Here is a 23,997-nt window from a genome sequence, read left to right as displayed (position 1 = left end):
GGTGGGTCGCGCGGACAGATCGTGGGAAAATGCCCACCCAGGCATCACAGGCTCTCACTGCTGACACAACGCTTAACAGCTCACATAACAGGTCACACCTATGGACACTCTCATGGCGGTGACGCTCGATGGCGTCGCCCAACTGGAATACCACCGCAATCAGCCACTGCCGCCCCATCAGCAGCTCTATCTGGACAAGATGGATCAGAAGATGGACGACGGCATCCAGGTCGGTGACGCCTACATCGCCAATCCCGACCTCAATCAACGCACCCAGTTCGTCGCCGGCAATCTGGCCCACGCCATCCTCAGCGACGACGAGGCCATGTGTTCCGCGCTCACCGCCTATCTCGCCAGCCGCCTGCCCGAACTCAAGCAGGTGAAGATCACCAGGCTCCCGCCGGACAGCAGCGATGGCAACGATGGCGGTAACGAAGAGGCACAGGTCGACGCCATCTCCATCGAACTGGTGTTTGACGAGGACTACAGGAAACAGGTCGCGGTGCAGTTTCTGCACTAGGAGGCTACTTCTGCTGGGCGCGATGGGACCTTATAAACTCGCCCAGCAGACCAAACTCCGCCTGCCGCGCACTGCCCTGCCGCCACACCAGACCGATCTCCCGATAACTGCGATCATTCAACGGCCAGGTCTTGATGTGGGTGCTCTTCAGCAGGGGCGAGCCCTCCGCCATTTCCGGCAGGAAGGTGATGCCCAGATCCGCATCCACCATCTCGATCAGGGTCAACGGACTGCTGGCAGAAAAACGGCTTAGCTGTTCAGGCCTGCGCAATCGACAGGCGCTGATGGCGTGGTCACGCAGGCAGTGGCCGTCCTCCAGCAACAGAATACTCTCCGCCGCCAGCTTGCTGACGGCATAGTTTTCGGGATCCGCCAGTTTGCTGCCCCGGCGCATGGCCAGCCGAAACAGGTCTTTGAACAGCGGCAGCTGCTCGGTCTGCGCCAGCTCATACGGCAGGGCAATCAGGATCACATCCAGCTCACCCGACATCAGCCGTTGATACAGGCGCTGGGTCAGGTCCTCCTGCAGATAGAGCTGTAACTGCGGATAGGCCCTGCGCAACAGCGGCAACAGACGCGGCAACAAAAACGGGGCTATAGTAGGGATCACTCCCAGCCGCAATTTTCCGCACAGGGGACCATGGTCTCCGTGGGCGAGCTCGACCAGCTCCTCCGCCTCCCGCAGGCAACGCCGCGCCTTATCGGCCACCTCCAGCCCGTGGGCGGTAATGGTGACGCTTTTGTTGGTACGGTCGACCAGGCCCGTCTCCAGCAGGGTCTCCAGATCGCGAATGGCAACACTGAACGCCGACTGGGACACAAAGCAGGCCTTTGCCGCGCGACCGAAATGCCGGTATTCACACAGGGCCACGAAGTATCGCAACTGTTTAAGGGTGGGCAGCATGCACAGGACCTCGCTGGCTTCATGTTTATAAAAACGTTTATAAAAAATGTGCGGAAATAACGTTCGTAAAAAACGATCATAATGATGAAAATAAACCATTATACAAATAAGTCAACGTTGCCTAGAATCCTTCCCAACAGCCAAACACATTCACTACCAAGAGGAACCAGATATGATCGATAAGGCATTTCCCGTCAAAGAGGGACAACGTGTACCGGAGGTCACCTTCCATACCCGCCAGGGGCATGAATGGGTCAACCTCACCAGCAGCGACATATTTTCAGGGCGCACCGTCATCGTCTTCTCCCTGCCCGGGGCATTCACCCCCACCTGTTCCTCGTCGCATGTGCCACGCTTCAACCAGCTGGCGCCCGTGTTCAAGGAACACGGCGTGGACGAGATCATCTGCATGTCGGTCAACGATGCCTTTGTGATGAACAACTGGGCGGCCGATCAGCATGCGGAAAATGTGACCTTTCTGCCCGATGGCAATGGTGACTTCACCGACGGCATGGGCCTGCTGGTCGACAAGGAAGACCTCGGCTTCGGCAAACGCTCCTGGCGTTATTCCATGCTGGTGAAGAATGGCGTGATCGTGAAGCAGTTTAACGAGCCCAACGTGCCGGGCGACCCCTACGGGGTCTCCGATGCGGACACCATGCTCACCTACATGGCGCCCGATGCCAAACGTCCGCTTGACGTCAGCATCTTCACCCGCCCGGGCTGTGAATACTGCGCCCGCGCCAAGGAACTGCTGCGCGAACGCGGCATCGCCTACGAAGAGCTGGTGTTAAACCGCGACTACACCAGCCGCACCCTGCGCGCCGTGGCCGGTATCGACAGCGTGCCGCAGGTCTTCATCAACGGTGATTACGTGGGTGGAGCGGAGTCACTGGAAGAATGGTTCGCGGATGGCGGCGCCGGCAAATAGGGCCAAAGGCCGGTAACAATAACGTGTCTATACTTGCGGTATAACTTGCGGTATAGGCACGTTACCTTTTGACGCTGTTTCACACTGCCTGCTTATAGTTAACACCATTATCCCAGACACAAGTTCACACAGGAGAACAACCATCATGGCAAACGAAGGCTACCACGAACCCATCGGCGAACTGTCGGACGAAACCCGGGACATGCACCGGGCGATTACCTCACTGATGGAGGAGCTGGAGGCGGTGGACTGGTACAACCAGCGGGTTGACGTCTGCAAGGACAAGGAACTGAAGGCCATCCTGGCCCACAACCGCGATGAAGAAAAGGAACATGCGGCAATGGTGCTGGAATGGATACGCCGCCAGGATCCCTTCATGGATAAACAGCTGAAGGAATTTCTCTTCACGGATACACCCATTACACACGACTAGCACACGCCCCAGGCTGTATGAACGAACTGCTGGAAGCGTCGATCCATTGCCCCTATTGCGGGGAAAGGCTGCTGATCCTCATCGACCCCTCCGTTGACCAACAGCATTACATCGAAGATTGCCAGGTCTGCTGCAGGCCCATCGAGCTCGATGTCATGCTGGATCAGGAGGGCGAGGTCAGTGTCGTGGCGTCACACGAAAACGAATAGGACGATCGCCTCCGGCCCCGGTCACGCACAGAAGTCGCCACCATGAAACCGGAACTCATCAGCTTCAAGCTCTGCCCCTTTGTGCAGCGCTCGGTGATCATCCTGCTGGAGAAGGGCATCGCTTTCGATATCACCTATATCGACATCAAACAGCCGCCCGACTGGTTTCTCGCCCTCTCGCCGTTCGGCAAGGTGCCGGTGCTGCGCTGTGGCGAGACGACACTGCTGGAGTCTGCGGTGATCAACGAATACATTGACGAAACCCACCCGCCCCGCATGCATCCCGCCGACCCCCTGCGGCGTGCCCAGAACCGCGCCTGGATCGAGTTCGGCAGCCAGCTCAATATGGACATCCATGGCGTGATGATGGCAGCCGATGACGAGGCGTTCCGCACCGCCTGCGCGCGGGTCAAAAAGGAACTGGCCCGGGTGGAGTCCCAGCTGGGCGCGGGGCCCTACCTCAATGGCGCGGCCTTTTCCCTGGCCGATGCCGCCTACGCCCCTACCCTGATGCGGCTGCAACTGATCCACCGCCAGTACGGGCTCGACCTCATGGACGGACTACCCAGGCTCCAGGCCTGGGCGGGGACCCTGGCCGCCCGCGATTCCGTACAGCATTCCGTGGTGGACGATTTCGCCACGCTGTTCTGCGCCGCGATCGCCGCCGCCCATGGCCCGCTGGCCGCGCTGGCAACCTCACCGGCCTGAGCTACGCTGCAATGCCCCCCTGAAAGGGTGCCCGATCCCCTCGGCATGTTAAGATTCCCCCATGCTGACCTATCCCGATATCGATCCCGTCGCCCTCAGCCTGGGCCCCGTCAAAATCCACTGGTACGGCATCATGTACCTGGTCGCCTTCGGCGCCGCCTGGTGGCTGGGCCGGCGCCGCGCCCGACAGCCCGGCTCCGGCTGGAGCGCCGAACAGATCTCCGACGTAATCTTCTATGGCGCCATGGGCACGGTGCTGGGCGGGCGCATCGGCTATACCCTGTTTTACGGCTTCTCGAATTTCCTTGCCGACCCACTCTCCATCTTCCGCATCTGGGAGGGCGGCATGTCCTTCCACGGCGGCCTGCTGGGTGTGCTGGTGGCTATGTGGCTGTTCGGGCGCAGGACCCACAAGGGCTTTTTCGAGATCACCGACTTCATCGCGCCCCTGGTACCGCTGGGCATCGCGGCGGTGCGCTTCGCTAACTTCATCAACGGCGAGCTCTGGGGCCGAGTCACCACCTCATCCTGGGGCATGGTGTTTCCCAGCGGCGGCCCCCTGCCCCGTCACCCCTCACAGCTCTACGAGATGTTTCTCGAGGGCTTCGTGCTGTTTTTCATGGTCTGGTTTTACTCGGCCAGACCGCGCCCGCGGATGGCGGTATCCGGTCTGTTTGCCCTGGGTTATGGCGGCTTCCGCTTTCTGGTGGAGTTCTTCCGCCAACCCGACGCGCACATGGGCTTCGTCGCCTTCGGCTGGCTGTCCCAGGGGCAGCTGCTGTCGACCCCGCTGATCGCGCTGGGCATCACCCTGCTGGTGCTGGCCTATCGCAAACAGGCCGCCAATACCCCTATTCCGTCCACACCGACAAAAATTCCATCCGCACCGAAAAAAAAGGATCGCCGTAGATGAAGCAGTATCTGGAGTTAATGCGTCACGTTTACGACAACGGCACCACCAAGACCGACCGCACCGGCACCGGCACCCAGAGCGTGTTTGGTTACCAGATGCGCTTCGACCTGGCCGAGGGCTTTCCCATGGTCACCACCAAGAAGCTGCACCTGCGCTCCATCATCCATGAGCTGCTGTGGTTCCTCAAAGGCGACACCAATATCCAGTACCTGAAAGACAACGGCGTCTCCATCTGGGATGAGTGGGCGGATGAGAACGGTAACCTGGGCCCCGTCTACGGTGCCCAGTGGCGCTCCTGGCCGACCGCCGATGGCCGGCACATCGACCAGATCGCCCAACTCATCGAGCAGATCAAAACCACCCCCGACTCACGCCGGCTGATCGTCTCCGCCTGGAATGTCGGCGAGATCGACAACATGGCCCTGCCCCCCTGCCACGCCTTTTTCCAGTTCTACGTGGCCGACGGCAAACTCTCCTGCCAACTGTACCAGCGCAGCGCCGACATCTTTCTCGGCGTGCCCTTCAACATTGCCTCGTACGCATTACTGACCATGATGATGGCGCAGGTCACCGGCCTGCAGGCCGGCGAGTTTATCCACACCCTGGGCGACGCCCACCTGTATTCCAATCACCTCGAACAAACCGAGCTGCAACTGTCACGCGAACCCTTGCCACTGCCGACGCTGAAAATGAATCCGGCCATCGACAACCTGTTCAACTTCAGCTTCGACGATTTCGAGGTGGTCGGTTACACCTCGCACGAACACATCAAGGCGCCCGTCGCCATATGACCCTGTCGCTGATCTGGGCCATGGCCGACAACCGCGTGATCGGCATCGACAATCGCCTGCCCTGGAAACTGCCCGCCGACATGCAGTGGTTTCGACAAAACACCCTGGGCAAACCCATCATCATGGGCCGCCTCACCTTTGAGTCCTTCGGCGCCAAACCCCTGCCGGGCCGGCGCAATATCATCATCAGTCGCAATCCCACCTACCAGGCCGACGGTATTGAAACCTACACGTCGTTAGCGGAGGCAATAAAAGCAACACAAGATGATGATGAAACAATGGTGATCGGCGGCATGTCGATTTACCAGCAGGCCCTGCCCCTGGCCGACCGCCTGTACATGACCCTGGTGCATGCCCCGCTGGAGGGGGACGCCTGGTTTCCGGAATTCGATCTCCGCCAGTGGCGCCAGACCGAGCGCCACGATTTCCCGGCCGATGACAAAAACCCCTACGCCTATAGCTTTATCGTGTTAGAGCGGAAGGCGGGAGAGAGGGCGTAAAGAGCACGGCCCGCAAGCCGCGCCCGGGGATGACCTACAGACCGGCTGGTCGCGAAGCCGATCTGTCTCGACTTTCTGTCGTAACCGGCACCGCTGTATGACAAATAATCTATAGGGTACCTCTAAAAATTCGATCAAGGCGCGAGGGCAAGGCGGAAATGGTCGAAAAAGCGCAGTGTACACGTAGTACATGAGCATTTTTCGACCATTTCCAACGCAGCCATCGCGGCTTCAGCGGATTTTTAGAGGTGCCTTATACGGTCTGCGCAAGATAGCGCTGTAAATAGGCATCGAAGGGCTCGCTGTCCGCCGCCTCCAGCTCGCGCTGTTGTTGCCAGGACTGCTCGGCGAGGCGGGTGAACTCGGCCGTCCTGGCCGGATCCTCCGGCAGCGCTCGAAAATAGGCCTGATGCTGCTGCGACATGCGCATCGCATAACGAAAGAAGCCTTCGCCTCTGGCGCGCATCTCCGCCAGCATCCGCGCCGACGGCGTGCGGTCCGGGTCGCGCACCTTTTCCGCCTGGTTGGCGAGCGAGCCGGTATAGGGTTTATGCTCCAGCCCTGCATCCAGCAGCTCACCCACGCCGCTCATCGCCTCGATGATCTCCGCCGCCCATTGCGTCAACCGCACCTGCCGGCCATTTCGATGCAGCATCAACTGCGGATCGCGCCCCCGGTGTGCGGCGGCCAGCTCATTGCGATCAATATCCTGACGTTCCTGGGAGCTGATTGGCGGGCTTTCGTGCAGCTGACAAAACACCAGAAAGGCCTCCAGGAATCGTAGCTGGCGTTCGTTGATGCCCAGCGGATCATAGGCGTTGACATCGATGGAGCGCAGCTCCACATAACGGACACCGCGCTGTTTCAGCGCCTGTATGGGTTTCTCAAAGGGCAGCAGGATCTGCTTGGGGCGGATGGTACTGTAGTACTCGTTCTCGATCTGCAGGATGTTGGCATTGAGCTGCTGGTAGCGGCCATCGACCTTCACGCCCATTTTTTCGTAGGGGGGATAGGGCGTTTCCGTGGCCCACCTGAGGCTGGCGATATAGCTCTCCAGACTATCGTAATTCGCCTTGATGCCGCTCTCCGCCTCCTGGTTATTCTGATAGCCGATGTCGCCCATGCGCAGCGAGGTGGCGAATTCCTGAAAGTAGGTGTTGTCGTCAAATGACGCCAGCTGCGTAGGCTTGCCGCCCAGAAAGGATTTGCAGACCGCGGGAGAGGCGCCGAACAGGTAGGGGATCAGCCAGCCAAAACGCTGCAGGTTGCGGATCAGGGCAAAATAGGCGGCGGAAATAAAATCCTGCCGGTTACCCGTCTGTTGCTCCACCTCCTGGTAGACCGGCCAGAAGCTGTCGGGAAAGGAATAGTTAAAATGCACCCCGGCGATCACCTGCATCACCCGCCCATAACGGTGGCCCAGACCCCGGCGATACACCGTTTTCATGGTGCCGGCATTGGAGCTGCCGTACTGCGCAATGGGGATGCTGGTCTCCCCCGCCACCACACAGGGCATGCTGGTGGCCCACAACAGCTCCCGCTCGGGCGCCGCATCCAGCACGCCGTACACAAACTGCTGGCTGTCGCGGAGAAAATCGAGCGCACCCTGCATCTCGTCACAGGGGGGCGTCACGAATTCGAGCAGGGCCTCGGAGTAGTCGGTAGTGATGTAGGGATGGGTCAGGGGCGAGCCCAGCGCCGCGGGGTGCACCGTCTGTGCCAGACTGCCTTCGGAGGAGACACGCAGACTCTCTTTTTCCAGACCGATCTGGCTGCCGGCTAACAGGCGGTTACCGCCGTGGCTGATCAGTGCCGAGAGTCGCCGTTCAGCGATGAGATACAATCCGTGCCCCTATAGGTTAATGATTCGATCGCCTGCGGGGCGGGTAACATTCACCGCTTTCCGCCAGGCCGAGGCGATTGTGCCGCAATCAGGGCAGAAAATCACTGCGCGTGGCCAGGTGCGGCGCCGATATCGCACAATCATAAAAAACTTTGATTGCATAACTGTGCGGCGAACCCTCCCACAGATAGGCAGAGAGGATCATCGCCAGCAGCGGCTCGTCAAACACCGCATCCCGGCTGCCGTCCGCCGTCTCCTGTTGCGACAGGTTTAGCGCATGCTCGGGCGGCACGCCCACGCGGGAATTGATCACCGAATCCATGCCCACCATCGCCCGGGCATAACAGCCCTGCAGGCGGGCATCAAACATCGGCGCGCTCACCGATCCCGACTGGTAGCGTGGATCGAAGGCCTGCGCGATGGGCGAGATCAGCAACATTATTATCCCTATCACTATTGCCACTATCAGCTTCGTTCTCATGGTGCGCCCTCCAGCCCGCAACCGCAGCAATCCCCAATAACACGCTGCGGACAGGTGATTGATTGCACCTCCCTTCCATCAGTGTAGCCGGATTTATCCAAGACACAGCGCGCCACGCGGCGATCACCCGCACCGCCCGCGCGGCACGATAAACCGGGTTTATTCTCGCCTTCAGCAAGCGGCTTATATAAATCCGCGCCAGCGGCTAAAATGGTGGCATGGAAAACGACGACCACTGGAAACAGAAACTGACCGCGGAACAGTATCGGGTTGCCCGCCAGGGCGGCACCGAACCGGCCTTCAGCGGTGAATATGAACACAACAAGGCAGCGGGCGAGTATCACTGTATCTGCTGCGGCAACCCCCTGTTCAGTTCGGCGCAGAAATACGATTCCGGCAGCGGCTGGCCCAGCTTCTGGGCGCCCATCAATCCGCAGGCCATCCGTGAAATCAGCGATCACAGCCATGGCATGAGCCGGGTCGAAACCCGCTGCGCGCAGTGTGACGCCCATTTGGGCCACGTGTTCACGGACGGCGCGGCACCCACCGGGCTACGCTACTGCATCAACTCCGCCTCCCTGCGGTTTGTGCCCGCGACGCCGGACACGCCCTAACCAATACTGAATGCGTGGCTTAACCGCGGCGCCGACCCACGGCGTGTTACGCGCAAAAACGGTATACTCCTTGCGCATTTTATCTATCGCCTGAATCCGAGGCTTAACCGCGGATCCAGGTATCACCCTTAATTTCGAATGACGGCAGGCACTCACTCATGACGCAACACGACCTATGCCCCTGTGGCAGCAACAACCGTTTCGACGACTGCTGCGGACCCTACCTCTCCGGCACGGCCGTGCCCCCCACCGCCGAGGCCCTGATGCGCTCGCGCTACACCGCCTACACGCGGCTGGATGACAACTACCTGTTAGCCACCTGGCACCGCGACACCCGCCCCGCCAGCGCCACACCCAGCGACGACGGTGATGGCGGAGTGTGGACGGGTCTGGATATCCTGCGCACCGAGGCCGGCCAGCCCGGCGACAACACCGGTATCGTGGAATTTCTCGCCCACTATGAGATCAACGGAGTGCCCTCCCAGCTGCACGAAATCAGCGAGTTCAGTCACGATGGTCAACGCTGGTTTTATGTGGATGGCTACGGCCAACAACCGATCCGCCGCGAGACGCCCAAGGTCGGACGCAATGACCCCTGCCCCTGTGGCAGCGGTAAAAAATTCAAGAAGTGCTGCGGCGGCTGAAATATAGAGCCGTAGGGCGCAATAACCGAAGGGCATTGCGCCGTATGTCAATCGCTACGGAAAAAACAACCGCGTAAGCATGCAGAATGAACACTGCCCACCAATCAGGCATCGTTGGTTTTTGTGCGACGGTGGACAATGCCCACCCTTCTCTCTACGAGACATTTTCCACCGGTCAATCAAAACGATTTTGCTTTGGAGAGGTTTCATGCGGCGCAATGCCCTTCGGTTATTGCGCACGCACGCTCAATACTGGCGCAGCGTCAGCTCGTTGCCACGCTGGGTAAATTCCAGATGCTTTAGAAAACTCATGCCCAGCAACACCTCGTCGCCCTGCATGTGGGGATTGATCGAGGCCCGCACCTGCCGCAGCACGATGCCGCCCAGGTCCACCGTGTCCAGGGTGGTCGCATACACACTGATCGTGCCATTGGCGGTCTGATAGCGCAGCTCGGCACCGCGTTGCAGACCGATCTCGCGCGCCAGGGCCTGCGGCACCGAGATATCCGTGGCCCCAGTGTCCAGCAGAAACACCACCGGCTGCCCGTTGATGTACCCACTGGCCACATAGTGCCCATAGCGGTTGCGTTGCAGCACCAGCTCACGCCCACCGCCATCCGCCTCGCCCAGGGCCAGACGCTGATTGGGGTTGTACTGTTTCTCCTGCCAGTTCTGAAAGAACAGGGTCATCAGGCCCAGCACCACCACCCACATGGCGATGGTCATCCCCACCCCCAGACCGCGCTGCGGGTTGGGCGGCTCCGCCTGCGGCGACCGGGGTTCGTCGTCGCTCATCGCCCGCCCTCAGCGCGCATCGCGGGCCTCCCGCAATACCGCGCCCAGGGCCGCCTCTTCAATGGGATAGGCCATCACCCGGAACACCTCGAATTGCTGTAGCAACCGGTCCAGCTGATGGCGGCTCTCCTTCTCATAAAACACGATGGCCCGGGTGTGGGGAAAGCGCTCTACCGAGGCCAGCAGGGATTCCAGGCTGCTGGTGCGGTCCCGAAAGTCGGACTGATAATTGAACTCGGCAACGATTACATCCGGGGTCTGCCGCTTGATGGCGGAGATGGCCTTGCGGGTGGAGGTGGCCGCGGTCACCACAAAACCCTCGCGCAGATACAGGGGGGTAAAATCGGGATAGCCCCCGAGTTCCACCAGGGAGAGCAGCAGGGGTTTAGGGTCAGGCGAGGATTTCGGGCTGTTAGTATTCAAGGCTCTGAGGTTTTTGAAAGACGCAGGTTATCGGGGCGATGGACATCTGTACGGCGATGATGAACAGGATTGTTACCCATCATGTGGGGGCGGATTCCACGACCACCAACGGCTACGCAATCAGGTGCGCAAGGCGCGAATTTAGGCCATGATAGGGGCATGTTACGTCCATGGCCAGCCTCGTTGATCGCTCTCCCTTTCGCGGCACTGTTTGCGACAGTCTGCGGCCTACTACTGCTCGCCGGCTGCTCCGATTCCGAGCTGAATATTCCCGACCGCAACAGCCTCGGTATGTCGAGCCCCCTCATCGAGATCTATTCTCCACAGAGCGGCTCCAGCCTGCCGGCCAACACCGACTTCACCCTGGAATACGCCATCCTGCGCAGCGAGGACGGCCATCATGTCAACATCCGCGTCGACGACAACAAACCCGTGAGCGTGTTCAAACTTCAGGGCAAACACCATATGCACGGCCTACCGGCAGGCAAGCATCGCATCCAGATCGTCGAATACACCCAGGATGGGCGCAAGACCGGCGGCAACATCACCCTGCAACTGACCATGGTCGATACCGCACCGGACGGCAACGCCCCCTCGGCCCCGTAGGGCGCAATAACCGCAGGGCATTGCGCCGTATGTCCGTCGCCACGGAAAATTCAACCGCGTAAGCGCTTTCATGGGAGCCTACATAACCCAAGCCACCGAGTGACCCTCGGTGGCAACGATACAAATCTGCTCTGCGAGATATTTCCCTCCGGCCAATCAAAACGATTCGGCTTTGGGGATGTCTCATACGGCGCAATGCCCTGCGGTTATTGCGCCCTACGCCCTAAACCCCCAGGCTTTTCGATAGCACCTCGTACACATCGCGCGACAGGCCCGGCGCCGCGAGCAGCTGTTGCATCTGTTCCTGCATCAACGTCTGACGCGGTGCGTCATAGCGACGCCACTGACTAAAGGCATTGCTCAGGCGCGCGGCCACCTGGGGGTTGAGGGCGTCCAGGGTCAGGACCTGTTCGGCCAGGAAGCGATAACCCCCGCCGTCGGCGGCATGGAACTGGGCCGGGTTGCCGTTGCAGAACGCGCCGATCAGCGCCCGCACCTTGTTCGGGTTGCGGATGCTGAACGCCGGGTGCTGGGTCAGCGCGCGCACATTCTCCAGCGCCCCGGGCAGGCGTGAGGTGGCCTGCAGGCTCAGCCATTTGTCCACCACCAGCGGATCCTCCTGCCACTGTTCGTAAAAGGCCGCCAGGGCCTCGGCCCGTTCCTCGCCGGGGGTGTTGACCAGCCCACTGAGGGCGACCATCACGTCGGTCATATTGTTGGCCGCACGAAACTGGCTGACACACTGCGCGCGCAACTCGGGATCATCGAGTTCCATCAGATAGGACAGGCAGGTATTTTTCAGCGCCCGCTGCCCGATCGCCTCGGCATCCAGCCGGTAGTCGCCCTGCTCCAGGTTTGCGTGGTAGGTGGACAGCAGCGGCTCGCGCAAGGCCTCGGCCAGGCAGCGCAGCACAAATCGCCGCGCCTCGTGCAGGGCCTGCGGGTCGATCACCGCCACGAACTCACCCAGATAGGCCTCCGACGGTAGCTGCAGGGCGGCGGCGATCAGCGCCTTGTCTAACGAGGAATCCAGCAGGGTCTTTTGCATCGCCGCCACATAGGCCTCGCTCAGGGCCAACGGCTCGCCGCGCTGCCAGGCCCCGGCCAGGGCGGTGATGATCTTCACACCCATCTGCTGTCCGGCCTCCCAGCGATTAAACGGATCACTGTCATTACCCATCAGGAAATAGAACTGTGCATCGCTGAGGTCGGTATGCAATTTGACCGGTGCGGAGAAGCCGCGTAACAGCGATGGCACCGGCGCCTCGGGGATGCCCTCAAACTCGAACACCTGTTCGCTTTCGCGCAGTTGCAGGACGCGGGTGCCCGGCTTGATCCCTTCATTGCCGGACGCATTGCCAGAGACGTTGCCGGATGCCGCCTCGCCCACCAGCCGCAGCGGGAGATCCCTGCCCTGCGCATCCAGCAGGCCGATGGCCAGCGGCATGTGGAAGGGAAGTTTGTGCGGCTGGCCGGGGGTCGCTGGACAGTGTTGCGAGACCGTCAGCCGGTAGCGCTGCTGCGCGGCGTCATAGTGCTGGGTGATGTCCAGCACCGGCGTGCCGGCCTGGCTGTACCAGCGGCGAAACTGGGAAAAATCGGCGTCATTGGCGTCCTCGATGGCGGCGACGAAGTCATCGGTGGTGACGGCCTGGCCGTCGTGGCGCTGAAAATAGAGATCGGTACCCCGGCGGAAACCGGCCTCGCCCACCAGGTGGGCCAGCATGCGCACCACCTCGGCGCCCTTGTTGTACACCGTCACCGTGTAGAAGTTGTTGATCTCGACATAGGACTCCGGGCGCACCGGATGCGCCATGGGGCCGGCGTCTTCGCGAAACTGGTGGGTGCGCAGGATGTTCACATCCTCGATGCGCTTCACCCCGCGCGAGCCCATGTCCGCGCTGAACTCCTCATCGCGATACACGGTAAAGCCCTCTTTGAGGCTGAGCTGGAACCAGTCGCGGCAGGTCACGCGGTTGCCCGACCAGTTGTGAAAATACTCGTGGCCAATCACCCCTTCGATGCCCTGATAGTCGGTGTCGGTGGCGGTGTCCGGCCGGGCCAGCACGTAGCGCGAATTGAACACGTTGAGGCCCTTGTTCTCCATCGCCCCCATGTTGAAGTCGTCCACCGCGACGATCATGTACAGGTCCAGATCGTATTCGCGGCCGTAGACCCGTTCATCCCAGGCCATGGCATTTTTCAGTGAGCGCATGGCGTGTTCGCACTTGTCGGTATTGTGGTGCTGCACGTAGAGGCGCAGGTCCACCCAGCGCCCGGAGACGGTCTGGAAACGGTCCTGGATGCAGGCCAGATCGCCTGCCACCAGGGCGAACAGGTAGGCCGGCTTGGGGAAGGGGTCTTCCCACTGCGCCCAGTGGCGGCCGTTGTCCAGCTCACCGCTGTCGATCAGATTGCCGTTGGATAACAGCACCGGGTAGCGGCCCTTGTCCGCCGTGATGGTGGTGACAAATCTCGCCATCACATCGGGGCGATCGAGATAGTAGGTAATCTTGCGAAACTCCTCCGCCTCGCACTGGGTGCAGAAATTGCCGCCCGAGGTATACAGGCCTCCCAGCGAGGTGTTGGCCTGCGGGTGGATGCGGGTCACGATCTCCAGCGTGAACGCCTCGGGCACCGCGGGGATCGACAGCCGCTCGGGCTCCAGCACATAGTCACCGGCGCCCAGCGTATGGCCATCGATCTTTATCGACACCAACTCCAGGTCGCGGCCATTGAGGCGCAGCGGCTGATCGCCGATGGCGGCGGGGTTGCGGCGCAGCTGCAGGGACGAGCGCACCCGGGTGTCAGCCTCGTCCAGGTCAAAATGCAGGGCGACCGAGTCGATCAAAAAATCCGGTACGCGATAATCGGCCAGATGCACCGTCCTGGGTTGCGCGGCCTCGGCCTGGGCTGTTTTCTGTTGCATGATTTTTTACCTACTGCATAGTTGATACGGATATGGCCTGCGATGCCGCGGTGATCGCGCCGTGGATGTGTCGGCCGGGATTTTTCGGGATCGTGGCGTAGCGGCGAGACAGTGGCGTATCGACGACAAAAACCGACGGGGAACGATGCCCGGTACACCCAACACTGAACGAGGGCGCGTGCCACTGATGACTGTATGAAATATCCGGCTTAAGTATAGGGCACGCACCCATCGCAAAGAGCCATTGTAAATGAAAATGCCTTTCGTGACCGAGCGGTAACCGGCTGACCGTTTCCATTCTCCCCTGCGCCGGCACGGCGTAGAATAGCGGCATGATCATTCACGCCGACATGGATGCCTTTTTCGCCTCGGTGGAAATCCGTGAGCAGCCGGGGCTGCGCGGCCTGCCAGTGGTGGTTGCTGGCCGACCCGAGCAACGCGGGGTGATCGCCGCGGCCAGCTATGCGGCGCGCCGCTATGGCGTGCGCAGCGCCATGCCCACGGCCACCGCCCTCAAGCGCTGCCCCGAGCTGATCATCCTGCCCGGGCGCATGTCCCTGTACAGCGAGGTGTCCGCGCAGATCCACGCCATCTTCTCCCGCTATACGCCCCTCATCGAACCGCTATCGCTGGACGAGGCGTTTCTCGACGTCAGTGCCAGCAAGAGCCTGTTCGGCTCCGCCGTGCACATCGCCCGCCGCATCAAACAGGAGATCCTCGACGAGCTGGGACTGGTGGTATCGATGGGGGTGGCGCCGAACAAGTTTCTGGCCAAGATCGCCTCGGACCTGGAAAAGCCCGACGGTTTCGTGGTGCTCGAGGCCGCCGACGTGCAGCGCTTTCTCGACCCGCTGCCGGTGTCACGCCTGTGGGGCGTGGGCCGGGTCACCGAACAACAGCTCCATGCCCTCAATATCCACACCGTGGCCGAGCTGCGCCGGCTAACCGAGGCCACGCTCAGCGCGCGCTTTGGTCAACTGGGCACCCACCTGTGGCAACTCGCCCATGGGGTGGATGATCGCCGCGTCACCCCGGAGCGCGAGGCCAAGTCCCTTTCCCGCGAGACCACCTTCGCGCAGGACATCAGCGACCCCGATATTCTGCGCGCGGTACTGCTCACCCTCACCGAGCAGGTCGCCTGGCGCCTGCGCCGTCAGGATCTGCGCGGGCGCTGCGTACAGCTCAAATTACGCTTTGCCGATTTTCGCACCATCACCCGCGTGCACAGCCTGCGCCGCCCCAGCCACGCCACCGATGAGCTGTGGCAGACCGTCGCGCAACTGTTCGACAAGACGACGGCGGACGGCCTGCCGCCCATACGCCTGATCGGCATGGGCGTCAGCGGCTTCGACAGCGGGCCGGAGCCCGCACAGCTCAACATGTTCGATGCGCCACAGGACGCGCCCAACCGGCTCGATCAACTGGCCGACGACATCAACAACCGCTTCGGCGGCCAACACCTGGCGCGCGCCCGCACCATTCGCCGGCCATCCTGAGCACGTCACCGGGCACTCCGGGCTAACAACGAATAGTAATCTTCAGACTACTACCAGGGGCGTTCTGGTCAGCGCCACCGCGACGATATACCCAAACACCGCCAGCGCCCCCAGCCAGGCCCAGCCGCGCACGGCCCGGGTCTTGCCCCGCCGCAGCGCCACCATCCCCAGCCCGATATAGAGCAGCAGGGCGATGATCTTGGCCTGCAACCACGGCAGGCCCAGAGCCGCCCAGCCCCATTGCGCGGCTAGCAGGATCGCACTCAGCAACAGCAGGGTATCGACTACATGCGGAGCGATCTTCAGTAGCGGCATGCGCAGCAATGGCGAGCCCCGCAGCATCAGCACGCCGCGCAGAAAAAAGCCCACTCCACTCACTGCGGCGCACGCCACATGCAGCTGTTTCACCACCTCCAGACCCGGCATAGCTCCCCCTGTTAATAGCGATTCATTGGATGCCGCCAAACTAAATCACTTTTTCCACTATGGCCATCATTAAAATGTAAATAAATTTTCGTGGCGGCCGATACGCTGTTTACCCCCCTCCCGCCGCGGCGGAGGATGCGGGCAAATTTCACCGCTCTAACACAGAATGACCAGAGGATGACGCCGTTGAACCCGAGCACTGTAGATCGCAAAACCCTGGCCTGGATCAAGGAGGGCGTCGACGAAACCCTGCAATTTGCGCAGGCGGCCCTCAGCGAATTCACCGAAAATATGGACGACACCACCCCTATCAAAATCTGCATCTCGGCCCTGCATCGCGTCAGCGGCGCCGCCACCATGGTGGAGATCGAGGGTGCCGCGCTGCTGGCCACCGAGATGAAACTGCTCGCCTGCGCCCTGGTGGAAGGCCAGGTCAAGGCCCGGCTGGATGCCGCCGAGGTGCTGGCGGCGGGCATGTTCCAGCTGACGGGTTATCTTGACAGCCTCTATCACGGCCAGCCGGATCTGCCCCTGGTATTGTTGCCCCTGCTCAACGACTGCCGCGCCTGCCAGAACAAGGAGCTGTTCACCGAGGGTGATTTCTTCTCGCCCAATCTCGCCATCGCCATGCCCGCCGCCCACGCCGCCTGCCTGGCCACGGCACACAGACCGGGCCTGCAGACCGGCAACAGTATCTCGGCCCTCGCCAGGAAGCTGCGCCCCGGTTATCTGTCCGGCCTGCTCGGCATCCTGCGCAAGGAGAACGAGGCCGATAACCTGAAGAAGCTGACCTTTGTACTGAACAAACTGTTAGGCGCCAGCACCACCGAAAAGTCGGAACAGCTGTGGTGGATCGCGCTCGGCATGGTGGATACGCTGCACGCCCAGCAACAGAATCCCAGCGTCTCGGTGAAGATCCTGCTGGCGAGGATTGACTCCCTGATCAAGCAGGTGATCACCAGCGGCGAGCAGATCCTGACCCAGCAGCCACCGATAAAGATCATCAAAAACCTGCTGTATTACATCGCCCGCTCACCCGTGGATGCGCCCCGCATCGGCGACATCAAGCAGGCCTTTCAACTGAGCTGCCCGACCACCGACGCCTGTATCGAAACGGCGCGGGAGACCCTGTACGGCTTCAATGTCAACATGATCGACAGCGTTACGAGTCAGTTAACGGAGGAGCTGGCCACCATCCGCGACGCCCTGGACATCAGCCTGCACCGCCATGGTGGCGCCACCGAAGGGCTGGAGCCGATACTGAAAAACTTTTCGGTCATCAAGGAAACGCTCGGCATGCTGGGCATGAAAAAACAGCAGGCCATCCTCGCGCAACAGGAAGAATTCCTGCGCCCCAGGATCAGCCAGGGGGAGATTCTCAGCGACGAGGAACTGATGGGCATCGCCACCGCCCTGCTACATATCGAGTCATCCATCCACAACCTGGCGGGCGAGATGCGTCAGCCGACCCATGAAGACACGCTGTCGCCCGCCGAATACGAAAACCTGCTCAAGGTGGTGGCGCGCGAACTGCTGGCGGTGATCAAGGAGATCAAGGATGCGGTGAATGAATATTCCATCACGCCCTCCAGGATCGAACTGCTGGGCAAGGTGCCCGATCAGCTGAAACAGATCGCCGATGTCATGTGCGCCATCAACGACGAGCAACAATCCAATCTGGCCCACGCCATCAATCAGTATGCCTGCCAGGAGCTGATCCTTAACCAGAGCGCAGATAACATGTTCAAGCTGGACCTGTTTGCCGACGCCATCACCGGTCTGGAAAACTATTATCAGGCCATACTCGAAGAGAGCGTGTCGTCCGAGGTGGGGCTGGCGGTTGCTGCGCGCAGCATTACCGAGCTGGGTTATCCACCCGCGCCGTCCATCACCGCCGCCGGCGCCATGCAGCACGCGACGCACAGCCCCTATCCTTCTTCGACAGCCTATGCCTGAATAGCTTGCGACGCAGGCGCGCCTAACCGGAATCTTCCTTTCATCCTCATTGCACACGCACGCTCACGCGCGCTATTCGCTCTCTGTCTGCGCGTCTATCTCTAGCGCCGCGTTTTTCTTTACGGTCGTGTTTTTTCTTGCCGGCGCGTTTCGCCCTAGCGCCGCGTCTCGCCCCGCCTGCTGCTGTTCCTGTTCATGCGCCTCATTCCAGATGGGGTTGGCACAGTCCTCCGGATTCAGCCGCGCCTGCTCCTGCTCATGCAGATGCCAGTACGATTTATCAATCGCCCCCTGTTGATACTCGGCCTTCTTGTCGTGACCAAAGGGACACCACCAGTTTTCCACCACCATCACCAGGTAACCCACATAGCGGAACAGGCCGACGCTTAGCGGACAGTACAATTTGCAATTGAACAGCCAGTACAAACGATAGTGACGCAGGTTATGCCAGCCCGCGCCCGTCGAATAGATGATCTGATTCTGGTACCGATAACGGTGCGAGTCCCAGCCCGGCACAAAATCACTGAACGGCCGAATCTCCCTGGCGCCCATTAACCGTAAATGGGCCTTCACCAGCCAGACACAAATGGCCACAAAAGGAATGGAAAACAGCAACGGCAGATAGATCAACGGCACGCCAATAAAAATCTTCCACAGGGGCTGCCGGTCAAAATTCTCACCAATCCGAACGCGATCCATCTTTTATCCTTATCGTTATCTAGCTATAGCCTGGGTGTGTTATTGGTGCAGCATGGATGTCACCGATGCCACCACTCCCCACCCTACCAGAATGGCCGCGCCGGATTCCGAAAATCTTCTATCGCGCTCCACAATCCGTGGCAGTAATTAGTAATATAAATTATTGGCGACATCAGTATACTGTCCACATGAGCGAAACCGGCGACCCTTCCGCGAACCCTTCGATCTCCTTCCGGGCCAGTGATGACAACACCCAGCTCATCGCCGTCCTGCCCGGTGGCACGGCCATTCCCGCACTCAACCTTGCCCAGTTAAACACGCTGCTCATCGAGCAGGGGCACAGCCACTGGCACCTGCTCAACGATGGGCTGGCACAGGTCTGTAGTCTGCTGGGAAAATCCGACGCGGCGAGCGAAATTGTGATCGGCGATCGACTGGATGGCGAGCTGGCGATCAAGGTCGCTGACGATGCCACCACGGTCCACCTGTCAGTCACCCCTCCTGTCGGCGGGCAGCCGGTCAGCGCAACACAGGTCAATCAGGCCCTGGCCGAGCTGGCGATCACCCACGGCATTAATGCATCGGCCATCGCGCAGGCGCTCGCCGGCAATAGCACCGAGCATTGCCTGATCGCCGAAAGCACGCCCCCGCAGCACGGCGAAGACGCATGCTTCGAGAGCCTGATCAGCGAGGCGAAAGACACCCGCCCGCAGATCAATGACGATGGCAGCGTCGATTACCACGAAATCGGCGCCTTCATCACGGTCAAGGCCGGGGATGCGCTGATGCGCAAGATACCGCCCACCAGCGGCGTTAACGGTGTCGATGTGCATGGCAAGGTGATTCCGGCGAAGTCAGGCAAGGACCTTGCGTTCTCGGGCAAGCTCACCGGCGTCGAGATCGACGCCGACGACCGGGCACTGTTGCGAGCCAGCACCGGCGGCCAGCCCGAAATCGTCGAGCGCGGCATGAATGTCAGCCCGGTGATCAACATCAAGGAGGTGGATCTATCCACCGGCAATATCGACTTTGATGGCACCGTCAACATTCAGGGCGACGTGGTCGAGGGCATGCAGATTATCGCCACCGGCGACATCATCATCACCGGCATGATGGAAGGCGCCACGCTCAAGGCGCAGGGCAATATCGTGGTGAGCAAGGGCGTGATCGGCCGGGGCGAACTGCGCACCGCGACCGGCGAGCCTGGCCAGGGCGCGGCCCTGTTGTCCAGCGAGGGATCCATCGAGGCCCGCTTTATCGAAAACGCGATCGTACAGGCGGGCGGCAACATCACCGTCGGCGAGCTGGTGTCACACAGCGAGCTCTCTGCCCTCAACAAGATTGTGGTCGGCAAAAAGGGCGCCAAGAAAGGTCATATCCTCGGCGGCAAAACCAGGGCCATACTGGCGATAGAGGCACAGATACTGGGCTCGCAGGCCAACGTAAAGACCGTGATCGAGGTCGGCAACAATCCCGAACTGCATGCAAAGGCACAGCAGCTCTCCACCGCCCACGAAGAAAAGATCGAGGAATGCGCAAAGCTGACCACCCTGATCAATCGCCTGAGGGGGCTGACCGACGACAAGAGCAAGGCCATCATGGCCAGGGCCTTGAGCACACTGACGAAATACAACGACGATCTGGCGACCATCGAGCAGGAAAAGGCACAGGTCGAGACACAGGATGAGTTGACCGGCTCCGCCACGGTGACGGTAAGAAAGCACGCCTATCCGGGGGTCTCCATTACCATCGGCGACAAGACGCATATAGTGCAGGATCGCACCGAGGCCGGCAGCTTCGTGCTGGAAGACAAGAAGGTCAGCTTCCACCACGGCTAGCCGACCGCACAACCACTACTGCCGGCGGGTGTCGCGCAGCCTTTTTTCAAATTGCCGGCAATTGTATTCGCTGCGCAGGTCCCCCAGACACGACACGCACAGGCAGTCATCATACTGCGCGCTGACATACTCCATCTGTTCCTGGGTCAGGTAGAGGGTCTGGCACTGGCACAGCAGAATCGAGCCCGCCTTGCATTCGAATTCGACCTCACAGCGGGGACAGCGCCGGGTTTCGTGCTTTTTTTCGTATTGGATTGCGTGTTGTTGACTGTCGGTCATGCATTCATTCTAACCGCAACGGGGAGTTCGACGAAAGTTCACTGTGTCCTTTTTGCCGGACTTTTTATAAGGGACCATAACAACCAAACCGTGCCGATTAGCCGACATATCTGTCTGGGCTATTTTTGGTGTCGCTGGCGCGGCCTGCCATAGAGATCCCGCAATTCATCCTTGGTCTGCTCCAGCCGTTCCTGCTGCGCGGCGGGAAGATTTTTTCCCGCGCGATTGATATAGAAGTTCAGCATCGACATCGCCGAACGAAAGGGATCGGTCTTGCGCCGCTGACTGCGCTCGGCCGAGCGTTGCAGCGACTCAGCAATCTGGCGCGGGTTTTCAAGGGTAAACACGCCGGGTTCAAGATCCAGCGCATTACTCTGCTCGGTGACCCGCTGTGACCACTTCTCCTGCTGCTCGGAACCCACAATAACGCGACTCCCTTTTTACAGTGCTTAGTACTAGTGCTTAGTGGACAGTAACTGTTTGACATTGTCCCAGGCGATTTTCCTGTGCACATCCTCCGGTAGATCCCTCAGCCAGGTCTGGTGATACCGGTATAACTGTTGATAGTGATCCCAGCCGTCATCCGATTCATCCCAGCTCTGGGTACGCGTCACCCGCCACACGGGATCAGTGCCGGTAAAGAAACGCTGGGGGAAATCCAGTACCACGCTCTTCCAGCCGGGCAGCAGGAGACCGTTGCCATCAGTCAGGCCGCCATAACGCCAGTCGTCCCGCGCCGACAGGTCGACCCAGACATTGGGGCACTGTTCAAGCACCGAACGGATATGCGCCGGTTTCAGATTGCCACCGGCGTGGGCAAAGATGATCTTGATTGCCGGGTGGGCCTTGCAGATACCCACAAAATAGGTTTCGTCGGAGGCATCCACGTGAATCAGCACCGGCACGCGATGCTGCCCGGCCAGCCCCATGAGCTGGAGAAAGATCGCATTATCCGGCCTGGGCAAAAAGCCGCTCATGAAGTGGATCTCGCCAATGCCGAAATAGATCCCCTGTTGCAGACCCTGGGCAGCCTGCTGCACAACGGCCTGGTCGAGATGCCAGTCACGCTTGCCCTGCTCATGGATATAGGGACTGAACAAGGGGATCACCCAATCACCACCGGCGGCCCGCAGCTCCAGCGCCAGATGGCTCGGGGTACTGGAGACCAGGGTGAGCCCCACTTTCTCCCGTCGGAGTGTCTCGACCACCGTCTGCACCGAGGTGACCTCGGCATGGTCCCAGTTATAGTGGATGTGCCCATCGGCGAAGGGGATCTCCGCCCTCACGGGGCCAATCCATAGGCAGAGAAAAAAGAGACTGAGGACAAGCGTAGTGATACGTCGCGCCGCACCCGCTGATGAGTGCAATGAAAGGCGCGGTGAAGGGTCTGTTGAAAGGCGCGGTGAAACGTATAACGGTATCGGGGTCATGTCATTACCTTGCAGGGAGTGTAGTCGAAGTATAGCGTGACCCATTCCATACTCAACTCGCGGCAAGGCGTGCTGACTCGCAGGCGAGTGGCCTGAAACAAGCAAATAAACCCGGATATTGCGGGGCCTTAGCCGCCCCGCCATTTCAGATAACGCTATCGTGGTGACAGCGAATTTCGCGCATCGAGATTGGCGCGGTCGATATCCGCCTGCACCTCGGCGCTACTTCGCGGGTACACAATCTCCCGGCCCATGACGGTGCCAACATAGGCCGAACCGTCCCGGGTCGGCTTCAGTCCACACCTGACGCTGTGCACACCCTCGCCCAGCACAACCTCGATCAGGGAGGCGCGCTTGCTGAACACCACCACCTCCATCTCGTTGCCGCTCTCCATTCTCAGCGTAATCTTTTCGGCATCCATTCCCGTTACTCCTGTCATAAAACATTCCATTGCCATGCGCATTCCCATCACGGCGTCTTATCCGCAGCCGAGCATACCACGCCGGTCGAACCCACGCGTACGGCTACAGCAACTAAGTGCGAGGCGCAAACATAATGATCGCCATCCCTGCAATAGCCACACCCGCACCGGTGATATCCCACAGCTGGGGGCGTTCGCCGTCCACCACCCATAACCACAACAAGGCGGTGGCGACATAGACGCCCCCATATGCCGCGTACACGCGCCCGGCCGACGTCGGGTGGAGGGTCAGCAACCAGGCGAATAATATCAGCGACGCCGCCGCAGGCAGCAGCACCCATACCGGCGCACGATTCTGCAACCAGAGATACGGCAAATAACAGCCCACAATCTCCGCAATGGCCGTGACAAAAAACAGACCGGTGGTCGTCAACAATTTCATGAGTCCTTAAGCGCCCAGAATATTAATGTGGACAGGGAGTGCGACAGAGGGTGCAACAGAGAGTGTGCATGGCGGCGAACGAACCCACTAATCCGACAGCCACGCCCTGGCCCGCTCCCACACCGCATCCCATTTCTCCGCGCTGTAGTTGGCGGTCGCTTCAAACGCATTGGATACCGCATCCGCCGAGGAACTTCTCAGCTCTACAAACAACGCCTTCGAGTCCTGTTTGCCCTCCTCGATACATTGCTCCATGTCCACGGACTCATTGGTGCCATAGAGGATATTGGCGTCCTCCTGCAACGAAGCCTTTTCCTCGCAGTAATCGGCCACCTCAAGACTCATGGTAGTGACCGCAACCGCCACCGTCCCGATCGTCACCGCCGCCAGTGCGGTCGAGGCCACCCGCCGCGATGACTTCTTGGCAAATTTTTTGGAAACGACACGACTCTTCTGTTGATGACGCCGCTTCACCCGATCGACGATCTGCTTTGACGCCACCAGATCCTGTAACCGGTCAATGGACGTCGCCGCCAGCCCAAAGGCGCCCAGCAGGGGAGTCAGGAAAAGATACCCCGCCATGGCCACAGCGGCGAGGGTCGCGGAAAAGGTCAGCAAGATTGTTTTCATCGCGTTACACCCAGGGGATGAATTGAAGATATGAAGTCAGGGATACCTCGGGAACTGATCTGGATATTTCCAGGCACTGCGCAAATTGGCGTAACAAGTTAGGGCTCTGCCACTTTAACGACCTTTAATCCGGGT

At 60.2% G+C, this 23,997-nt stretch carries 28 protein-coding genes; 14 read left to right on the top strand and 14 right to left on the bottom strand.

Annotated features, from left to right (window positions below):
- Window positions 1-100: 100 nt before the first annotated feature.
- Window positions 101-520 carry a hypothetical protein gene (locus tag RRB22_04575; protein MDT8383670.1) on the top strand — a complete coding sequence of 140 codons (420 nt, stop codon included), beginning with the start codon at window positions 101-103 and terminating at the stop codon, window positions 518-520.
- Between the two features lie 4 nt (window positions 521-524).
- Here RRB22_04575 and RRB22_04570 read toward each other — a convergent pair whose 3' ends face one another.
- Window positions 525-1,424 (bottom strand): hydrogen peroxide-inducible genes activator, encoded by a 900-nt coding sequence (locus RRB22_04570; protein MDT8383669.1) that lies wholly within the window; start codon window positions 1,422-1,424, stop codon window positions 525-527.
- A gap of 172 nt (window positions 1,425-1,596) precedes the next feature.
- Between RRB22_04570 and RRB22_04565 the strand changes: the two genes are divergently transcribed.
- The 7 genes from RRB22_04565 to folA all read left to right on the top strand — a co-directional run bounded on the left by RRB22_04565 (window position 1,597) and on the right by folA (window position 5,909).
- Window positions 1,597-2,355, top strand: coding sequence for a glutathione peroxidase (locus RRB22_04565; protein MDT8383668.1), 759 nt, complete (start codon window positions 1,597-1,599; stop codon window positions 2,353-2,355).
- 145 nt (window positions 2,356-2,500) lie between these two features.
- Window positions 2,501-2,788 (top strand): ferritin-like domain-containing protein, encoded by a 288-nt coding sequence (locus RRB22_04560; GenBank protein ID MDT8383667.1) that lies wholly within the window; start codon window positions 2,501-2,503, stop codon window positions 2,786-2,788.
- Window positions 2,789-2,805: 17 nt separating this feature from the next.
- Window positions 2,806-2,997 (top strand): CPXCG motif-containing cysteine-rich protein, encoded by a 192-nt coding sequence (locus tag RRB22_04555; protein MDT8383666.1) that lies wholly within the window; start codon window positions 2,806-2,808, stop codon window positions 2,995-2,997.
- A gap of 42 nt (window positions 2,998-3,039) precedes the next feature.
- The gene (locus RRB22_04550; protein ID MDT8383665.1) at window positions 3,040-3,705 is read left to right on the top strand and encodes a glutathione S-transferase family protein; all 666 of its coding nucleotides are present in this window, start codon (window positions 3,040-3,042) and stop codon (window positions 3,703-3,705) included.
- A 61-nt stretch (window positions 3,706-3,766) separates the two neighbouring features.
- Window positions 3,767-4,618 (top strand): prolipoprotein diacylglyceryl transferase, encoded by an 852-nt coding sequence (gene lgt / locus RRB22_04545; protein ID MDT8383664.1) that lies wholly within the window; start codon window positions 3,767-3,769, stop codon window positions 4,616-4,618.
- Window positions 4,615-5,409: a thymidylate synthase gene (locus RRB22_04540; protein MDT8383663.1), complete on the top strand. Its 795-nt coding sequence runs from the start codon at window positions 4,615-4,617 to the stop codon at window positions 5,407-5,409. Before lgt ends, RRB22_04540 begins: the two co-directional genes overlap by 4 nt.
- Window positions 5,406-5,909, top strand: a complete 504-nt coding sequence (gene folA, locus RRB22_04535) for a type 3 dihydrofolate reductase (protein MDT8383662.1) — start codon at window positions 5,406-5,408, stop codon at window positions 5,907-5,909. The genes RRB22_04540 and folA overlap by 4 nt, the downstream gene beginning before the upstream one ends.
- 253 nt (window positions 5,910-6,162) lie before the next feature.
- Here the strand turns inward: folA and gshA are convergent, their stop codons facing one another.
- Window positions 6,163-7,752: a glutamate--cysteine ligase gene (gshA, locus tag RRB22_04530; protein MDT8383661.1), complete on the bottom strand. Its 1,590-nt coding sequence runs from the start codon at window positions 7,750-7,752 to the stop codon at window positions 6,163-6,165.
- A gap of 88 nt (window positions 7,753-7,840) precedes the next feature.
- Window positions 7,841-8,191 (bottom strand): hypothetical protein, encoded by a 351-nt coding sequence (locus RRB22_04525; GenBank protein ID MDT8383660.1) that lies wholly within the window; start codon window positions 8,189-8,191, stop codon window positions 7,841-7,843.
- A gap of 260 nt (window positions 8,192-8,451) precedes the next feature.
- Between RRB22_04525 and msrB the strand changes: the two genes are divergently transcribed.
- Window positions 8,452-8,847, top strand: a complete 396-nt coding sequence (msrB, locus tag RRB22_04520) for a peptide-methionine (R)-S-oxide reductase MsrB (GenBank protein ID MDT8383659.1) — start codon at window positions 8,452-8,454, stop codon at window positions 8,845-8,847.
- Between the two features lie 158 nt (window positions 8,848-9,005).
- Entirely contained in the window at window positions 9,006-9,491 is a 486-nt protein-coding gene (locus RRB22_04515; protein ID MDT8383658.1) for a YchJ family metal-binding protein, read from the top strand.
- 246 nt (window positions 9,492-9,737) lie between these two features.
- Here RRB22_04515 and RRB22_04510 read toward each other — a convergent pair whose 3' ends face one another.
- Both RRB22_04510 and RRB22_04505 read right to left on the bottom strand, forming a co-directional pair.
- Entirely contained in the window at window positions 9,738-10,286 is a 549-nt protein-coding gene (locus RRB22_04510; GenBank protein ID MDT8383657.1) for a TIGR02281 family clan AA aspartic protease, read from the bottom strand.
- 9 nt (window positions 10,287-10,295) lie between these two features.
- Window positions 10,296-10,709 (bottom strand): hypothetical protein, encoded by a 414-nt coding sequence (locus RRB22_04505; GenBank protein MDT8383656.1) that lies wholly within the window; start codon window positions 10,707-10,709, stop codon window positions 10,296-10,298.
- 159 nt (window positions 10,710-10,868) lie between these two features.
- Between RRB22_04505 and RRB22_04500 the strand changes: the two genes are divergently transcribed.
- The gene (locus RRB22_04500) at window positions 10,869-11,315 is read left to right on the top strand and encodes a hypothetical protein (GenBank protein MDT8383655.1); all 447 of its coding nucleotides are present in this window, start codon (window positions 10,869-10,871) and stop codon (window positions 11,313-11,315) included.
- A 223-nt stretch (window positions 11,316-11,538) separates the two neighbouring features.
- Here RRB22_04500 and pepN read toward each other — a convergent pair whose 3' ends face one another.
- Window positions 11,539-14,244, bottom strand: a complete 2,706-nt coding sequence (pepN, locus tag RRB22_04495) for an aminopeptidase N (GenBank protein ID MDT8383654.1) — start codon at window positions 14,242-14,244, stop codon at window positions 11,539-11,541.
- 332 nt (window positions 14,245-14,576) lie between these two features.
- Here pepN and dinB point away from each other — a divergent pair, with 332 nt between their 5' ends.
- Entirely contained in the window at window positions 14,577-15,740 is a 1,164-nt protein-coding gene (dinB, locus tag RRB22_04490) for a DNA polymerase IV (GenBank protein ID MDT8383653.1), read from the top strand.
- Between the two features lie 42 nt (window positions 15,741-15,782).
- Here dinB and RRB22_04485 read toward each other — a convergent pair whose 3' ends face one another.
- A complete protein-coding gene (locus RRB22_04485) occupies window positions 15,783-16,166 on the bottom strand; it encodes a SirB2 family protein (protein ID MDT8383652.1) in 384 nt (127 codons plus the stop codon).
- 186 nt (window positions 16,167-16,352) lie between these two features.
- Between RRB22_04485 and RRB22_04480 the strand changes: the two genes are divergently transcribed.
- Window positions 16,353-18,122 carry a hypothetical protein gene (locus RRB22_04480; GenBank protein MDT8383651.1) on the top strand — a complete coding sequence of 590 codons (1,770 nt, stop codon included), beginning with the start codon at window positions 16,353-16,355 and terminating at the stop codon, window positions 18,120-18,122.
- Between the two features lie 72 nt (window positions 18,123-18,194).
- Here the strand turns inward: RRB22_04480 and RRB22_04475 are convergent, their stop codons facing one another.
- The gene (locus tag RRB22_04475; GenBank protein MDT8383650.1) at window positions 18,195-18,821 is read right to left on the bottom strand and encodes a hypothetical protein; all 627 of its coding nucleotides are present in this window, start codon (window positions 18,819-18,821) and stop codon (window positions 18,195-18,197) included.
- A 188-nt stretch (window positions 18,822-19,009) separates the two neighbouring features.
- On the opposite strand from RRB22_04475, the gene RRB22_04470 reads away from it, so the two are divergent.
- Window positions 19,010-20,659 carry a FapA family protein gene (locus RRB22_04470; protein ID MDT8383649.1) on the top strand — a complete coding sequence of 550 codons (1,650 nt, stop codon included), beginning with the start codon at window positions 19,010-19,012 and terminating at the stop codon, window positions 20,657-20,659.
- A gap of 15 nt (window positions 20,660-20,674) precedes the next feature.
- On the opposite strand, the gene RRB22_04465 is transcribed toward RRB22_04470, so the two are convergent.
- From RRB22_04465 to RRB22_04440, 6 genes are all read right to left on the bottom strand, one after another.
- Window positions 20,675-20,938 (bottom strand): cysteine-rich CWC family protein, encoded by a 264-nt coding sequence (locus RRB22_04465; GenBank protein MDT8383648.1) that lies wholly within the window; start codon window positions 20,936-20,938, stop codon window positions 20,675-20,677.
- A gap of 119 nt (window positions 20,939-21,057) precedes the next feature.
- The gene (locus tag RRB22_04460; GenBank protein ID MDT8383647.1) at window positions 21,058-21,360 is read right to left on the bottom strand and encodes a DUF3175 domain-containing protein; all 303 of its coding nucleotides are present in this window, start codon (window positions 21,358-21,360) and stop codon (window positions 21,058-21,060) included.
- A 33-nt stretch (window positions 21,361-21,393) separates the two neighbouring features.
- Entirely contained in the window at window positions 21,394-22,224 is an 831-nt protein-coding gene (locus RRB22_04455; GenBank protein ID MDT8383646.1) for an amidohydrolase family protein, read from the bottom strand.
- Window positions 22,225-22,523: 299 nt separating this feature from the next.
- Window positions 22,524-22,808 (bottom strand): hypothetical protein, encoded by a 285-nt coding sequence (locus RRB22_04450; protein ID MDT8383645.1) that lies wholly within the window; start codon window positions 22,806-22,808, stop codon window positions 22,524-22,526.
- Between the two features lie 94 nt (window positions 22,809-22,902).
- A complete protein-coding gene (locus tag RRB22_04445; protein MDT8383644.1) occupies window positions 22,903-23,232 on the bottom strand; it encodes a YnfA family protein in 330 nt (109 codons plus the stop codon).
- A gap of 87 nt (window positions 23,233-23,319) precedes the next feature.
- Window positions 23,320-23,862: a hypothetical protein gene (locus RRB22_04440; GenBank protein MDT8383643.1), complete on the bottom strand. Its 543-nt coding sequence runs from the start codon at window positions 23,860-23,862 to the stop codon at window positions 23,320-23,322.
- Window positions 23,863-23,997: the final 135 nt, after the last annotated feature.

Source organism: Gammaproteobacteria bacterium, assembly GCA_032250735.1.
In the GTDB taxonomy this organism is placed as follows: domain Bacteria; phylum Pseudomonadota; class Gammaproteobacteria; order SZUA-152; family SZUA-152; genus SZUA-152.
This window is presented reverse-complemented; position numbering and strand designations above follow the sequence as displayed.